This is a genomic window from Pokkaliibacter sp. MBI-7, assembly GCF_029846635.1.
Lineage (GTDB): Bacteria > Pseudomonadota > Gammaproteobacteria > Pseudomonadales > Balneatricaceae > Pokkaliibacter.
Map to the genome: position 1 here is coordinate 589,122 of NZ_JARVTG010000002.1, position 15,383 is coordinate 604,504.

Annotated in this window: 13 protein-coding genes, 3 pseudogenes and 1 other annotated feature; of the genes and pseudogenes, 12 read left to right on the forward strand and 4 right to left on the reverse strand. The window is 53.2% G+C overall.

Features of this window, described 5'->3' with window-relative positions; genetic code table 11:
- The first annotated feature begins 97 nt into the window (after positions 1–97).
- Complete coding sequence (locus tag QCD60_RS22310) at positions 98–1,267, forward strand: MFS transporter (RefSeq protein ID WP_279788566.1); 1,170 nt, start codon at positions 98–100, stop codon at positions 1,265–1,267.
- Positions 1,268–1,840: 573 nt separating this feature from the next.
- Entirely contained in the window at positions 1,841–2,908 is a 1,068-nt protein-coding gene (locus tag QCD60_RS22315) for a hypothetical protein (protein ID WP_279788568.1), read from the forward strand.
- A 27-nt stretch (positions 2,909–2,935) separates the two neighbouring features.
- Here the strand turns inward: QCD60_RS22315 and QCD60_RS22320 are convergent.
- Positions 2,936–3,162 (reverse strand): annotated as a pseudogene (locus QCD60_RS22320) (IS4 family transposase); the annotation flags it as partial.
- Positions 3,163–3,226: 64 nt separating this feature from the next.
- Positions 3,227–3,895 (reverse strand): DsbA family protein, encoded by a 669-nt coding sequence (locus QCD60_RS22325; protein ID WP_279788570.1) that lies wholly within the window; start codon positions 3,893–3,895, stop codon positions 3,227–3,229.
- Positions 3,896–4,134: 239 nt separating this feature from the next.
- Here QCD60_RS22325 and QCD60_RS22330 point away from each other — a divergent pair, with 239 nt between their 5' ends.
- The 4 genes from QCD60_RS22330 to QCD60_RS22345 all read left to right on the forward strand — a co-directional run bounded on the left by QCD60_RS22330 (position 4,135) and on the right by QCD60_RS22345 (position 8,456).
- Positions 4,135–5,061, forward strand: a complete 927-nt coding sequence (locus QCD60_RS22330; RefSeq protein ID WP_279788572.1) for a cyclase family protein — start codon at positions 4,135–4,137, stop codon at positions 5,059–5,061.
- 413 nt (positions 5,062–5,474) lie between these two features.
- Positions 5,475–6,605: an ABC transporter substrate-binding protein gene (locus QCD60_RS22335; protein ID WP_279788574.1), complete on the forward strand. Its 1,131-nt coding sequence runs from the start codon at positions 5,475–5,477 to the stop codon at positions 6,603–6,605.
- Positions 6,606–6,615: 10 nt separating this feature from the next.
- On the forward strand, positions 6,616–7,686 hold the full coding sequence (locus tag QCD60_RS22340; RefSeq protein WP_279788577.1) for an iron ABC transporter permease: 1,071 nt from the start codon (positions 6,616–6,618) through the stop codon (positions 7,684–7,686).
- Positions 7,680–8,456, forward strand: coding sequence for an ABC transporter ATP-binding protein (locus QCD60_RS22345; protein WP_279788579.1), 777 nt, complete (start codon positions 7,680–7,682; stop codon positions 8,454–8,456). Before QCD60_RS22340 ends, QCD60_RS22345 begins: the two co-directional genes overlap by 7 nt.
- 68 nt (positions 8,457–8,524) lie before the next feature.
- Here QCD60_RS22345 and QCD60_RS22350 read toward each other — a convergent pair whose 3' ends face one another.
- Entirely contained in the window at positions 8,525–9,730 is a 1,206-nt protein-coding gene (locus QCD60_RS22350; protein WP_279788581.1) for a PrpF domain-containing protein, read from the reverse strand.
- Positions 9,731–10,303: 573 nt separating this feature from the next.
- Between QCD60_RS22350 and QCD60_RS22355 the strand changes: the two genes are divergently transcribed.
- Positions 10,304–10,888 (forward strand): hypothetical protein, encoded by a 585-nt coding sequence (locus tag QCD60_RS22355; protein ID WP_279788584.1) that lies wholly within the window; start codon positions 10,304–10,306, stop codon positions 10,886–10,888.
- Between the two features lie 32 nt (positions 10,889–10,920).
- Here QCD60_RS22355 and QCD60_RS22360 read toward each other — a convergent pair whose 3' ends face one another.
- Complete coding sequence (locus tag QCD60_RS22360; RefSeq protein ID WP_279788585.1) at positions 10,921–11,439, reverse strand: hypothetical protein; 519 nt, start codon at positions 11,437–11,439, stop codon at positions 10,921–10,923.
- Between the two features lie 322 nt (positions 11,440–11,761).
- On the opposite strand from QCD60_RS22360, the gene QCD60_RS22365 reads away from it, so the two are divergent.
- The 5 genes and pseudogenes from QCD60_RS22365 to QCD60_RS22385 all read left to right on the forward strand — a co-directional run bounded on the left by QCD60_RS22365 (position 11,762) and on the right by QCD60_RS22385 (position 15,331).
- A complete protein-coding gene (locus QCD60_RS22365) occupies positions 11,762–11,974 on the forward strand; it encodes a hypothetical protein (protein ID WP_279788586.1) in 213 nt (70 codons plus the stop codon).
- Positions 11,946–13,161, forward strand: a pseudogene (locus tag QCD60_RS22370) (IS3 family transposase). The gene QCD60_RS22365 and the pseudogene QCD60_RS22370 overlap by 29 nt, the downstream one beginning before the upstream one ends.
- Positions 12,220–12,336, forward strand: a sequence feature (AL1L pseudoknot). Its footprint overlaps the pseudogene before it by 117 nt.
- 170 nt (positions 13,162–13,331) lie before the next feature.
- The gene (locus QCD60_RS22375) at positions 13,332–13,739 is read left to right on the forward strand and encodes a hypothetical protein (protein ID WP_279788587.1); all 408 of its coding nucleotides are present in this window, start codon (positions 13,332–13,334) and stop codon (positions 13,737–13,739) included.
- A 218-nt stretch (positions 13,740–13,957) separates the two neighbouring features.
- The gene (locus QCD60_RS22380; RefSeq protein WP_279788589.1) at positions 13,958–14,233 is read left to right on the forward strand and encodes a hypothetical protein; all 276 of its coding nucleotides are present in this window, start codon (positions 13,958–13,960) and stop codon (positions 14,231–14,233) included.
- A gap of 214 nt (positions 14,234–14,447) precedes the next feature.
- Positions 14,448–15,331, forward strand: a pseudogene (locus QCD60_RS22385) (IS5 family transposase).
- Positions 15,332–15,383: the final 52 nt, after the last annotated feature.

Sequence of the window (15,383 nt, forward strand, 5' to 3'; positions counted from 1 at the left end):
AATGACCGCAATCATGGCTACTCAGGCTTTTGCCCGTCAACTATATTCCGTCCAAGCAAAAATATTGCGCACATGCACAAATTCAACGAGGTTCATCATGAAGATAAATCCGCCCTTACTGGCACTGGCCGTCGGTGCCTTCGGCATAGGGGTGACGGAGTTTTCCCCCATGGGTATGTTGCCGGTGATCGCTGACGATCTTGGCGTTTCCATTCCGGTGGCTGGTCTGCTGATCAGCGCATACGCCTTCGGTGTGCTGATCGGCGCGCCGATCATGACGCTGCTGTTTGCCAATATGTCCCGTCGCCGCCTGTTATTGCTGTCTATGGCTATCTTTACGGTTGGCAATTTCATCTCGGCGCTGGCTGACAGCTACGCCGCACTGATGGTGGGCCGTATTATCACGTCGTTTAACCACGGTGCGTTCTTTGGTGTCGGAGCGGTGGTGGCTACCAACATCGTGCCGCCCGACAAGCGTGCCGGTGCGGTAGCGGCCATGTTCTCCGGGCTGACCATCGCGACGGTGGGAGGCGTACCACTGGCGACGTTTATTGGTGAAACCATTGGCTGGCGCATCGCATTCTTCGGTATTGCCGTGATTGGCGTCATTACCATGCTGGCACTGCGGGTGTCCCTGCCACCGCTCGCCAACGAAGGCAAAGCCGATATGCGGGCGGAGCTGAAAGTGCTGGGCAAAGGCCCGGTGTTGGCAGCGCTGCTACTGACCGTGGTGGGCGCCAGCTCGATGTTTACTGTGTTTACTTACATCGCCCCGATCCTGCGTGAGGAGACTCAGGCATCTACCTTCTTTGTGACGTCCATGCTGGTGCTGTACGGGCTGGGTCTGACCGTGGGTAATGTTCTGGGTGGCCGCTTTGCCGATAAATCACTGGATGGCACGCTGATCGCGTCGTTGCTGGCAGTGATTGTGCTGCTGGTGATATTTGCCGGCACGATGACCTCAGAATGGATCGTGGCGCCGCTGATTTTCTTCTGGGGTGTGGCGAGCTTTGCACTGGTGCCGCCGTTGCAGTCGATGGTGGTGCAGGAAGCCGCGGAAGCGCCCAATCTGGCCTCGGCCATGAACATCGGTGCGTTTAATCTGGGTAATGCCTTTGGCGCCGCACTGGGTGGCGGAGTGATCAGCGTGGGGCTTGGGCTGCCTGCTGTTGCACTGGCTGGTGCGGCGACGGCACTGGTAGGGCTGATCTTGCTGCTGTTGATTCGCCGTGGACGCGGAAGTGCGGTGGTAGCCGAAGCCTGCTGAGAAGGGTGATGCGTGATAAAAAGAAACGGCGCGATGGTAAAACATCGCGCCGTTTTCGTTTTGCTGAGATCGATGAGGGAATGCAGCTCGTCAATGTCGAGTAAGGTCTGCTGAATAGGTACAAAATATCCGGCATCTAATGAAGAATACCGGGTTTTCCTGAAATTCATCGTAAGGTGACACACCCTAACCGAACAAAATTAGGGCAAACCCTGAATGTTGAATGACTTAGCCAGCGTTGTTTGCTCTGGAAGTACATGGAACAAGTGACGCCTAGTTGGCACTGGCTTATTCGCAGGGTTATTTTTTTAAATATTTTTTTTATCTAAAAAATCAATGCGTTGGTCTCTTTTTTAAAATTAGTAAGGGCAGTATCGGGGTCAATAAGCCCTCATCAGCTCGACATGGTCTAATGATTTTCCTACATTACCCATGATTGATACTTTTTATCGTGTCCATAAAAAATACAAAGACTTTAATTTAATAGATGTAAATGAGCGTAAAAAGCACAGGCTGCTTTGCTGGGTGGTCCTGGCGGTCTGGCTATGAACCATAATAAACAGGAGACCTGCAATGTCAGACAAACCGAAAACAGTTGAAGATGCCATTCTCGAAAGCGTGGTCACTCATACCGTTGGCACGAACGGTGGGAGTGAATTTGCCGAGGATATCCATGTACTCAAATCGGGCGCTATTTCAAAAATTGAAATACGTTCCGGCGCCGAGATAGACAATATTATCGTCTACTACGGTGATGTTCCCGGCAAACATCATGGCGGCAGCAAAGGGTCGCCAAGAACGCCTTTTGCCATTCCAAGAGGGTATGACATCTACCGGATCGAGGGGCGCGCCGGGGAACGGGTGGACCAGTTGCGTTTTGTTGCCAAAACGGCAGACGGCAGCCAGGTGATCTCCTCCGAGCTTTTCGGTGGCGGCGGCGGTAGCCCCTTCACTTTCGATGAATCGGACAGAGGGCTGGTGCTTCGCCAAATTCGGGGCCGAAGCGGTGGTCGTATCGATAAGTTGCGCTTTGACTTTGGTTATCCCGTGCGGATAGAAAATGTCGAGGTTGACGAGCCGGCCCTGATAGCCCAGCTGAAAAAAGGTTCGCTCAAGTCGATCAACTCCATCACCTTTGAAAACAACTCGGACGAGAGCACCTCCGCAGCCTACTCGGATACCACCTCCGAGACCCATTCCCAGACCATTACCCGCACCCATACCGTCAATGCCATGATGGGGTACAGCTACGTCATCGGTGCCAAAGCCAGCTTTAAAATGGGGGAGATCTCCGCCACCCAAACCTTCAACTTTCAGTTCAGTTACCAGTACGCCTATGGTGTGCAAGAGACTGACAGCAAATCCTACGCGCACACGTGGAACGCCAATATTCCTTGCCCCGCGCGGAAAAGGACCACGGCGTCTATTCAGGTGCTGGAAGCGGCGCTGAAAGATGTACCATTCACTTATGACATCGTTTTCTATGAAAACATCAATGGCAAAATGGTCGAGAAGTACCGCTTCACCGAATCTGCCACCATGTCCGGTACGGTGCCCTCCCAAAGCCTGATTGTCGAAATTGACAGCGAAGACATCTTGGAAACCGAAGGCTTGGAGCCGGGCTTCCGCATTGTGCGTTAACCCCCCGGTGCGGGTGACTGATGCTGCTCACTTAAGTGGAGCCGCTTTACGGTTCACCGGATAGCGGGGTTTGGACGTCATGACCGTCCCCGGCCTCGAAGGTCGAGGACGGTCATCTTTGAACAAACTCGACACTCCCGCTTTTAGTTCCGAGAGCCGTGCCCCCGTTATCGATACCGACTGCGCCGCTGCCATTACGATCAGTTGGGCACGATATACTGACAAGCCGGTTTAAAGCGGATCAGGCGCGGTGCGCAAAAATCCGGCACCCAATGCAGCATACCGGATCTTCTTAAGCCTCAGTGTTATGCCGAAAGTTCAGGCCCTGAGCGCATTGGCAATCATTTCCAGCAGTGCCGCTTTGTCCTGATAGAGCGCGCCGCCGCTGACCACACCGTACTGTTCGCCGCGGGTCACCACTAACTGAGGGACGCCCTGAATACCCAGCTGCTGCATCAGTTGCTGCGCCTGCCCGATGCGGGCATCGCGTTGCGCGATCAGCGCGCTGTCCTGCAGTTTTGCCAGCCAGTCCTGCTGTGAGAGGGTCATGCCCTGTTGTTCAGCAACCTGCTGACACACCGCCGCAACGACTTCGGCCTTGCTGGTATCCAGCCCATCTACATAGCGAGCCAGCTGCAGGGCATGCAGCACGCGGGCTTCAAGTGCAGGGGCAAGCTCCGCGGCAGCGGTCATGGCAATGCTGGCATAGCCTGAGTCAAAACGAACATCTGAGCTGTGCAGCACATTCTGCAGATACGCCTCGGTGAAGCGTTGGCCTGTCATCTTTTCGATCCGCTGATCGTTCTGCCAGGCGTAAGCGGCAAAATCACGGCTCATGGGGCGGGCACCCGATCCGGAGAACAGCCCGGATGGCATCAGTTCCAGCTGCTGCGGATAGTGTTCAGCCAGCGTGGCCAGGGCAGGCGCACTGGCATAGCACCAGCCACAGAACGGGTCGAAGAAATACAGCAGACGGATATCGCTCACGGCAACTACCTATGGGAAGGGAAAACAGGGAGCCAGTGTAAAGCAGCATTGAACTGGCAAATAGCGCAGATCAGTGAAGGGATTGTTGCGTATTCAGAGCAAACGAAGCGGGAACTGGCAAGGTTAAGCGCAGTCTGTGCAGATAACCTCTCTCTTTTGGCTGATATTCGGGCGGTGCGCTTTTGTGTAATTTGAAGACGCTGTGTATCGGCACAGATTAATCGCAAGAGGGAAATGCAATGAAGAGAGCCACACTGGCCTTTGCCGTCTTATCCGCTCTGGGCATGATGGGTACGGCGTATGCCGCTGAGGAACCCGGATTGTGGGCGGTATACAACTCCGCCCTGAAGAATGCCCGTTACGTTGACATGACACACACCATCACACCGCACATTCCGGTGTGGGCCGGATTCAGTGACTCTCGCTTTGCGCCAGCCAAAGCCGGTGTGGATATGGACGGTTTTGCCACCAAAGGCGAAGCCTACACCTATGCCAAACATGGGTTTGAGGCCACGGAATACGTACTGAAGACCGACCAGCTCGGCACCCAGCTTGATCCTCCCGCTCACTGGGCACCGGAGTACGCCGCCATTGACGAAATTCCCGCTTCCTACGCGGTGCGCCCTCTGGTGGTGATCTCCATCGTTGAGCAGGTGAACGAAGATCCCAACTACGCGCTGCAGGTGTCCGACATTGAAGCGTGGGAGAAACAGCATGGCACCATCCCCGAAGGTTCGGTGGTCTTTGTTCGCTCTGACTGGTCAAAGCGCTGGCCTGACCCGGAGCTGGCCAGGTTGACACAGTTCCCCGGCGTATCACTGGCCGCGCTTAAGTTCCTGCACGAGCAGAGACATATTTTGTTCCACGGCCATGAGCCGCTGGATACCGACTCCACCCCGACGCTGGAGGGCGAGCACTGGCTGATGCACAACGGCTATGCGCAGGCCGAAGGCGTCGCCAATCTGGATAAAGTGCCGGAAACAGGCGCACTGGTGGCGATAGGCTACCCGAAGTTTGGTGGCGGCCTTGGCGGTTATGCCCGTTATATCGCCATCTGCCCGGCAGACTGGCAGTACGGTGTGAAAGCCGGGGAGGGCGATGTGCCGTTACCCAAGTTTGATAAGCCTCTGCACTACGATGAACAGCAGGGAATGCGTGTGCGCTAACCTGCCTCTTTACCCCTGTTGATGTGAGCCGGAGCCTCAGGCTGCTCCGGCTTCTTTACCCATCACCGATACTCCTGCCCGCACTCACTTTCTCTTTGATTGGATGGAACTTTTTTAACTCCTTTTCTGCCTCCTTTTTCTACCTACGGCGCGAACTGCTTACTTCTTAAACGTTTATATAAATACAAGTTGAAATGAGAAGTCTTAGCATTCATAGTTTGCCGTCCCAAATGTTTGCTCAGTGTGAATGGACGTTCAGTGTGAATGGACGTTCAGTGTGAATGGATGCTCAACGGTGAAAAATGCAGCCATTTTTCCCGTGGCACCGCTGAGTAAGTCACCGGCACGGGGTGAGCCGGTAACGAGAGTAAAAAGTGAAGTCAGTGCCGCAAGGCACATCTAAGGAGTCTTCGATGAAGTGGAATAAGGTCGCTGCCAGAGCGTTGCTGGGTCTGGCTGTTCTGGCAAATGGTGCCTGGGCAAAGGAAGTCACCGTGACGGATGTGGCGGGGCGCAGCGTGGCCATTGATGTACCGGTCAACAAGGTGATTCTGGGCGAAGGCCGGCAGATTTATCTGGTGGCTGCACTGGATCGTGACAATCCCTTTAAACGTGTTGTGGGCTGGCGTGAAGACTTTTCGCAGGCTGATCCTGATAACTACGCCATCTATCTGAAGAAGTTCCCGCAGATGGCCTCGATTCCTACCTTTGGTGGCTTCAAGGACAGCAGCTTTGACGTTGAGCAGGCGGTCAGCCTCAAGCCTGACGTGATGCTGCTTAACATCGAGTCAAAAAAAGCCACTGAAGATGCCAGGTACATCGAAAAACTGGCTGCTGCCGGCATTCCCGTGGTGTACGTCGACTTCCGCGAGCATCCCTTCACCAACACCGAGCCGAGCATGCGTCTGATCGGTGAGCTGTTCGGCGAAGAGCAGAAAGCCGACGACTTCATCAAGTTCCGTGAACAGCAGATCGCCCGGGTGACCGACGTCATCGCTAAAGCCAATCCTGCCCGCCCCAAAGTGCTGATTGACCGTGCAGGCGGCTACTCAGATGACTGCTGCATGAGCTTCGGTGACGACAACTTCGGCAAGTTTGTTGAAATGGCCGGTGGCACCAACATCGCCAAGGGCATTATCCCCGGCACGTTCGGGACCCTTAACCCCGAGCAGATTATTGCTGCCAACCCGGATCAGGTGATCGTCACGGGGGGGATGTGGGATGCCTACGTACCCGGTGGTAACTGGGTGGGTGTTGGCCCCGGCGCCAATCTGCAGGAAGCCCATCGCAAGCTGGAAAACCTGACCAAACGGGTCGCCATGACCGGTATTCCTGCGGTTGCAAACCAGCAGTTCCATGCCATCTGGCACCAGTTCTACAACAGCCCCTATCAGTTTGTAGCCATCCAGCAAATGGCCAAGTGGCTGCATCCTGATCTGTTCGCGGATCTGGATCCGGAAGCCACCTTCAGGGAGCTGCACGAGAAGTTCCTGCCCGTGGACTACGTATCGGGCTACTGGGTGTCGCTGAAAGATGCCAGGTAATACTTCAAACATGGCGGCCCCGGCCGCGGCTGAAGTCGGAACGGGGCGTGGTCATTACCACGCTCTGGTCTGGCGCCGGCAACTGATACTGGCGGCGATGGTGCTCGCACTGATCGCCAGCCTGTGTGTCGATCTGGCGCTGGGCCCGTCCAACTATGCGCTGGCCGATGTGATCAAAGCCTTCTATGCCCCGGAAGAGGTGTCCATTCAGATTCGTGTGGTGCTGTGGGAAATCCGCATGCCCATCGCACTGATGGCGATTGTCGTCGGTGCCGCCCTGTCTGTGGCCGGTGCGCAGATGCAGACCATCCTCAACAACCCGCTGGCCAGCCCGTTCACACTGGGTATTTCTGCCGGGGCGAGTTTTGGTGCGGCGCTGGCGCTGGCCTTTGGTGTAGCGCTGGTGCCCTTTGTGGGCGCACTGGACTATCTGGTGCCGATCAACGCCTTTATCGTGGCGATGCTGACAGCCGGTCTGATTCATCTGGTCAGTATGCGGCGTGGCGTTTCGGTGCAGACCATCGTGCTGCTCGGTATAGCGCTGGTGTTCTGCTTCAATGCGCTGCTGGCGCTGGTGCAGTTCTTTGCCTCACAGCAGGCCATGGCGGCGGTGGTGTTCTGGACCATGGGCAGCCTGACCAAAGCCACCTGGCCTAAGTTCTGGATCACCCTCGCCATTCTGCTGGCAGTCATACCGATATTCGTCAAACGGGCATGGGCACTGACGGCGATGCGTCTGGGGGATGCCAAAGCGGAAAGCTTCGGCGTGAATATCTCCCGCATCCGTCTGGAAACCCTGTTACTGGTCAGCCTGCTGGCAGCGATTCCGGTGTCTTTTGTCGGCACTATCGGCTTTGTCGGTCTGGTCGGGCCGCATATCGCGCGGATGCTGATTGGTGAAGATCAGCGCTTCTTTATGCCTGCGGCGGCGCTGTGCGGTGCGCTGTTACTGTCGGCCAGCTCGATCGTCTCCAAGATGCTCATCCCCGGGACGATCTTCCCTATCGGTGTGGTGACCTCGCTGGTCGGCATTCCGTTCTTCGTTTCGCTCATTCTCAGCAATCAGAAACGGCCATGGTAAGCATTCAGTTAGATGACATTGGTGCGAAATACGGTCGCACCGAAATCCTCCGTGGCATTTCCACGCCGCAGTTCAACGCCGGCGAGGTCATTGCCCTGATCGGCCCCAATGCGGCAGGGAAGTCGACGCTGTTCCGGCGTATGGCTGGCCTGTTTGCCGGGCCGGGAACCGTCACCCTCGGCGCCGACATGAGCGCCTCGGCGATCTGCTATATGCCGCAGGATACCTCCTCCAGCGCATTGCTCAGCGTCTATGAAGCTGTCGTGCTGGCGCGCAAGCAGGGCAGTTCACTGCGCGTATCGAAGGACGATCTGGCCATCGTTGACAGCACCATGGCAGCACTGGGCATCACTGAGCTGAGTGAGCGTAACGTGTCTGATCTGAGCGGCGGGCAGCGTCAGCTGGTCGGCATTGCGCAGACGCTGGTGCGTGAGCCGAAAGTGCTGCTGATGGATGAACCCACCTCGGCCCTTGATCTGCATCGCCAGATCGAAGTCATGGCGCTGGTGCGCGAGCTGGCACAGCAGCGTGGCATGATCATCTTTATCGCGTTACATGACCTCAACCATGTACTGCGCTTTACTGATCAGGCCATGGTGGTGGCAGGCGGCGGGCTGGTGGATTGTGGCGCCGTGGAAGACATCATCACCCCGGCCATGCTGCGCCGGGTGTATCAGGTGGAGGCACGGATTGAGCGCTGCTCCCGTGGCCTGCGTCATGTCATCGTTGATGGCGTGGTCAGCCATGCGGCGCAGACAGCCGCAGCCTGACTGACACTGCAATACAACAACGACCAGAACAGTCACCCTGTTCTGGTCGTTGTCGTTTCAGCGGATAGCTACTGCGTGTGCTGACTGATGTCAGCGAGTGCCTTTTGCAACGCAGGGGAAGCGTTGTAGAGCGGCATGTAACCTTGCAGCAGCACCTGAGCACTGCGCTGGTACGCTGCCTGCTGAATAGCGATGCCGCCAGCAGTGTGCCGGGCAATCACACTGGCCCCCAGAATGCCCGCCGGATTCTCAATACCGATAAACTGCTCGCTGGCTTCTGCCTCAACCGACTTGCCAGCGATCTCATGAGCGACACTGCCCGGGATCAGCGTGGCCGCCGCCAGACAGCAGCCACCGGAAACGGCCATGGAATTATGGCCTGTCTGCGGGGTGAAATAGCGCACCGTAATATCACCACCGTCGCGGGCTGGTGCAACGATGCACACCTTGGGAATGGTCTCGCTGGCGGCCAGCTCATCGGCAGTGAGCAGGCGTCCGTCTTTGTGACGCAGCTGCATCTTCAGCCCCGCCGCCGTCCAGATCTCTTTCAGCCGGGTCATAAAAGGCTGGTCAGCCTCCAGCGCCTGCATCGGCTCGTATCCCGTCTTACCCATATCTTCTGCACGAATAATCACCATCGGCACGGCGATATCAACACAGCTCACCCGACAGCCATCAATAACGTCTGTCGCGTTGCCGGTGGGGAGCAGGGTGCCGGTTTTGGCACCGACCGGGTTATGCAGAAACAGATCCACCGCCGGATGATGGCCCATGACACCGGGGATCGCCGTTGTGCTGAACTGGCCATCAGCCTCAGTGACTACGCGGGATGTCGTACTGACACCGGTATTGGTATTGAAAATCTCAAGGGTATGGGCACCCGCACCGCTGACCGTGACCTGATCCGTATCGATGGCCCAGAGCTGCAGGGCGGAAGACATATTGCCGCAGTTGACGCTCCAGTCGATGCGCCCGTGCTCCGCTGCCAGCTGAGCCAGCGTGCTGACCAGCCGCACGCCCTGATCAGTCTGCTCAAGCGTGGCAAAAAACACCTTGTTGCTGGTGGCCGGGCCGCGCCCAAGGCCAGTGATCTGACGGTTACCGGGCTGTTCACCTGTAAGGGGGACGCCCATCAGGTGGCGCAGCAGCTCTTCCCTCAGCTCGGTCTGCCGCGGGGCGATATCGTCCCAGATCACCAGCCCGGTAGAGGTGCCACCGCGCATATGGTGGACAGGGAATTCCCAGATATTGTTGTGTTTTTGGGGGTAGCGCATGGCAAGGCCTTAGAGTCAGCAGTGGATGCGCTGTAGGTGCGGGTGGAAACCGCATATCCCAACGTTGCTGCAGGAGAATCTCTGTCTGGTTGAGTATGTCAGCACCGCCGGTCTTGTTCTCGTGCTGGTCGATTCGCCCAGCCGTTCAGTGGGCCTTAACCGTGCAGCCTGCTTTTAGCCTTTCTACGACCTCTAGTGTGTGAACTGCACGACCGCCAGGTGTTCATCGCTCTGTGTGAGCCTGTTTTTAAGGCTGACGTACTCAGCGATTCGCCCCATGCAGTGGATTCAGCAGATATAAGAGAGGGGGATTTCACCTTATCGAATGTTTCTTCCTTGAAAAACCTGGAAGACGGATTACCTTTTAGATGGTCTTTATCGATAAAAAATACCTTTTAGTGACTCGTGTTAGTGTTGGTTAATTTATTTTTCCTTTTAAGATCAAAAACTTACGCGACTTATCTTTAGGGTAAGGTTTACTAAAAGGTATACCTTTTAATAATTGTTATGAGGTCGAAGACCTCATTAACATACTGTTAGCTTTCCACCACCACCAAGCAAGGAGTGTTTGAAATGAAAGAAATACATGAACGCCTATCTACCTATCTTGATCGAATCGAGCGCCTGTCGCTTCCATTCGATAAGCAAGGAGTCGTTATTTCTACAAATTTTGAAAATAAGGAGTTACTCGTAGATGGCGACGATGACCGAATAATTAAGGAGCCAATTCTATATCCGCTTTTTCAGCACAATATGTTTTACATGGTCAGTGTCCCTGCAGGAACAGTTGTTACTCCGCATAAGCACGATGAAAATATTTTCCGACTAATCGTTAAGGGAAGTCTTATCCTTAATAAAAAGCACAAGATTGAGGCGGGAACTTGGTTCGCGATCAAGGCTGACTCTACCTATGAAATCACAACTGAAGAAGGCTACCTTTCCTTTGCCGGCTATGTCTCAAATTGCCGAACACGACGAATGGAAACAGGTCTTCATGGAATAAAGAGAATAAGCAGCGCTAAGACATCTAAGAAAAAGCCGAAAAAAGCTAACAAGGCGTTCAACACGGACAGTTTGCTGCGGGGCATTTGCTGCGCAAAATTATATGCCCCGCTGCAAATCACTCCGCTGGCAGGCCGGCTCCGTTCTGCCGGTTAACTTGGCGTTAGGTGAAGGCTGTGAATAATAAATCAACTGATACTTTCGCTATAATTGCTCCAGTAATCATGAAACTCTTGAAAAGAATTTAAATTTATTTTCAAATTTAAAAATTCTTGCTTTAGTGTTTTTATCGTTGTCCGTGGATTACAACTTTGTCCAAATGCATCAATGACAGTAACATTAACAGCTTTTGCTAAACAGCGCTGTAATATTTTCTCTTTGAACTCTCTAATCGTATATTTACCCATACATTTCGGCCAAGAGGTAAGATTAATACCAATTTTTTCACTTTGTTCCGCATGTATATAAATCATTACACTATAACGTTCAAAAATTTTATTTTCTAATTCATTGACTGTGATTACATCATGCTCAAACGAAGAATCTAATCCCACTTCCATCGCGAAGTTTTTATCAGTCTCAAAAAAAGCCATAAGGGCTTTATCGATAACTTTAGATTGCGTAGTTTCATTTATTTCACAATACTGCTTCAGAAATTCATTTGTTTTCAATTTTAAACGTATTTTCGCTTGAACATATACAGCCATAATATGATTATCCTTTTATGAATAGTGTTAAATTTCAATGCATTAACTACAACACCATTTGCCATCGATGGTTCGCTGATAAATCACTACAAAACCAACAAAGGCCCACAGATAGCCCACTTCGGTTCATGCGTGATTTATTAGTGGTTCATTAGTGGTTCATTAGTGGTTCATTAGTGGTTCATTAGTGGTTCATTCTATCAAGTAATACCCCTTTGTAAAGTACACTTTACAAGGCAATGAACTTCATATTGAGTCTGTAATTTGAACTATGCAGCTGCTCTTTGACACACTCGCGGTACGCCGCCCAAGGAGCAGGAAAATGGCCCTCAAACCGGAAGCACTCGATGAACTCCTCAAGGACTGTAAGACCCCGCAGGACGTAGACACGTTCTATTCGCAGCTGTTGCAACGCATGATCAACCGCAGCCTTGATGCCGAGATGGACGCCTATCTTGAACCGCCCCGGCTTTCGCGGAGGCTCCAACTTTTGAGAAGATGGAGCCATGAAAAAGAACAGCAAGTTTTCCCCTGAAGTCCGTGAGCGTGCGGTACGGATGATGTTTGAGCAGCGCGGTGAGCATGAGTCTCAGTGGGCTGCAATCGTATCGATCGCCAGCAAGATAGGCTGTAACCCACAGACGTTGTGTAACTGGGTGCGCCAGTATGAGCGTGATACGGGTCAGCGTGATTGACCACTCGCGAGCAGGAGCGGATCAGGTCGTTGGAGCGCGAGGTGCGGGAGCTGCGCAAAACCAACGAGATCCTGCGTCTGGCCAGCGCGTTTTTTGCCCAGGCGGAGCTCGACCGCCGCTTCAAGTCATAAGATCGTTCATCGACCAACAGCGGGCGCGGTTCGGGGTCGAGCCGCTCTGCAAGGTTCTGCAGATTGCCCCGTCCGCTTACCGGCGCCATGTTGCACGACAACGTCAGCCGGACCTGCGCAGCCGCCGAGACAAGCGCGATGAGGCGCTCAGCCACGACATTCGGCGGGTCTGGGAAGAGAACCTGCAGGTCTACGGTGCTGACAAGGTGTGGCGTGCGCTCAAGCGCCAGGGCGTTGCCGTGGCCCGCTGTACGGTGGAGCGATTGATGAAGCGTTTAGGACTGCATGGCGTACGCCGGGGCAAGGCGGTGCGAACCCCCCATGGAGATGAAAGCAGGCCCTGCCCGCTGGATCGGGTTAATCGGCAGTTCGTAGCCCAGCGCCCCAACCAGCTATGGGTCCCGGATTTCACCTATGTTTCGACCTGGCAAGGGTTCGTGTATGTGGCCTTCGTGGTGGATGTATTCTCGCGTTTCATTGTCGGCTGGCGCGTGAGCCGCAGCATGAGCACCGACTTCGTGCTGGATGCGCTGGAGCAGGCGCTATACGCCCGACGGCCAGAGCGGAACGCGCTGATCCACCACAGCGACCGGGGCTCGCAGTATGTGTCGCTGCGTTACAGCGAGCGGCTGGCTGAGATGGGGGTCGCGCCATCGGTGGGCAGCAAGGGCGACAGCTACGACAACGCGCTGGCAGAGACGATCAACGGTCTGTACAAGGCCGAAGTGATCCACCGGCGCCGCTGGCGCAGCCTGGAAGAGGTGGAACTGGCGACCCTCAATTGGGTGTCGTGGTTCAATCACCAGCGGCTGCTTGAGCCACTTGGCTATATTCCACCGGCAGAAGCTGAGGCAAACTACTACCGCAACCTCGGGAGTCAGGCCATTGCGGCTTGACTCAAACCAACCAGCCTCCGCAAAACTCGGGGCGGTTCAATTTGAAGGTGGCGTCATATATCATACGAACAGTACTGAGTTGGCAATTCTTTATACTCAGATTTTCAGAAATTCTGGAATAAATGACTTTAAGTTCATCATAACTCCAGCGATTATTAAGTAGGTGAAAAATGAGTAACCAGATGAGAGAAATCCTAGGAGAGATAGGAACAGATGACACGATACCGGGAACAATCGCCGTAGACGGAAGAGAGTACATCTATTTAGAAAACATAAAAGGGAGGCCGCTTAGCAAACAGTTCTATGATATTGATAATAATTTCCAGCCTCCATATCCAAAAGATGGAGCCCTGAATTCGACAGGATTCATGCTTGGCATTCCTGATGGGGCAGAGTTTTATGCACTTCTATATCATGGAGACATTGAGTCATGGAGAAAATGTGTTAAAAAAAGTGCAATTTCAATGAAAATAAAATACGCCACTATAGTAGGTGAGTTTTTTTGCATATCAGATGGAAGAAAAATTGGAATCTCTCAATGTACTTCCATTCGAAATGTTAATAACTTAAACAATTAGAACCAGTTGAGCCGACTATTGAAGACTATGAAGCTAAACAACCGGGTGCTCTTCAACCGGCTCGTGGGCAGCAAAACTATGGGAAAAGGGAAATAAGATAGGACACTGGGTAGTTGTTGATGGCCTTGATGATGTTGGGCAAGTAAAAATCCGATATTCTTGGCAAACTACAACATACAAAATGAACATTAACGATTTTCAGAATTATTGAACTGGCTATGCAGTTTGGAGTCAATGATATTAAACTAACTCTAAAAAAATTAAAAAAGCATAATGACAATTCATTTTTGCTTGAGCTAACTTATGGAGCAACGAGCATTAATTCAGAAGCAGTTTTAAATTTTGGAATTGTTCCTTATATTATTTACGAAGAAAGCCTACAGAAAATTTTGCTGACAAACGCTGAAGGTGCAAAAAAATTAAGTCAGTTAATATTTAGAGCAAATAGAAATGAACAGCTCAAAACACCAGTAACAATAGGAGAGTTCGCATAAAGTCTATTGCTATAAAAGACAATACAGCAATACGTAACTTACGTTGCATGCGACATAAATAAAACAGACTATCTCTTTGCTCTGCGGCGGTTTTTTATATATACCGCAGCGAATTCACATTTAAAAATAACTAGCTTTTCACTGTACACCATTTACAAAGAAAAACGGCTTTGTTGCACAAATCATGTTGAGTCCCATGCTGTAGAATGACGGCATGAATCAACCTGCCTCACCTCAGTACAAAACCACCCATTGGAAGTCCTACAATGCCGCGCTCAAAGCGCGTGGATCGCTGATGATCTGGCTCGACCGTGACATGAACTGGTACGGTTCTGTGTGCGGGAAGCGAGGTCGTACACCCACCCTCAGCGATGCCGCCATTCAGTTCTGCCTGACCATTAAATGCCTCTACAACCAGTGAAGTAGCAGGTTGTGGGTAGAGTACAAAGCCTGTTTAAACTGGCAGGGCTGGATTGGGCACCCCCTGACTACAGCACCGTCTGTCGGCGCCAGAAGTCGCTGCAGGTCGTGATTCCTTGCCGCCCAGCCACCACCGGACTGCATCTGTTGATCGACAGCATTGGTATCAAGATGCTGGGCGAAGGGGAATGGAAAACCAAAAAGCACGGTGCGGACTACCGCCGCCAATGGCGCAAGGTGCATCTGGGCATCGATGCGCACATGCTGGAAATCCGGGCTATTGAGGTGACCGACAATGCGGTGGGGGGACGCGCCGATGCTGCCCGGGTTGCTGAGTCAGATTCCGGTGGAGGAGAAGATAGCGCCCGTCAGTGGAGATGGCGCCTACGACACGCGAAGCTGTCATAAGGCGATAGCCCGGCGAGAGGCCGAGGCGGTGATACCCACCCGCCAGAATGCGAAGCCGTGGAAGGAAAATTGCCGCCGAAAGATCTGGAAGAAGTGGAGCGGTTATCATCGGCGTAGTCTGGTGGAAACCAAAATGCACTGTTTCAAGGGGCTGGGTGAACGTGTGATGGCAAGGGATTTTGACCGGCAGGTCGCCGAGCTTCAGGGCGGGCGGCAATATTGAATCGCTTTACGCTGCTCGGGACACCGATGACGGAGCGCATGCCATAAGATCATCTGGGGTAAGGGGTCTTATATGCTGACATCTATTTATGCAACAAAG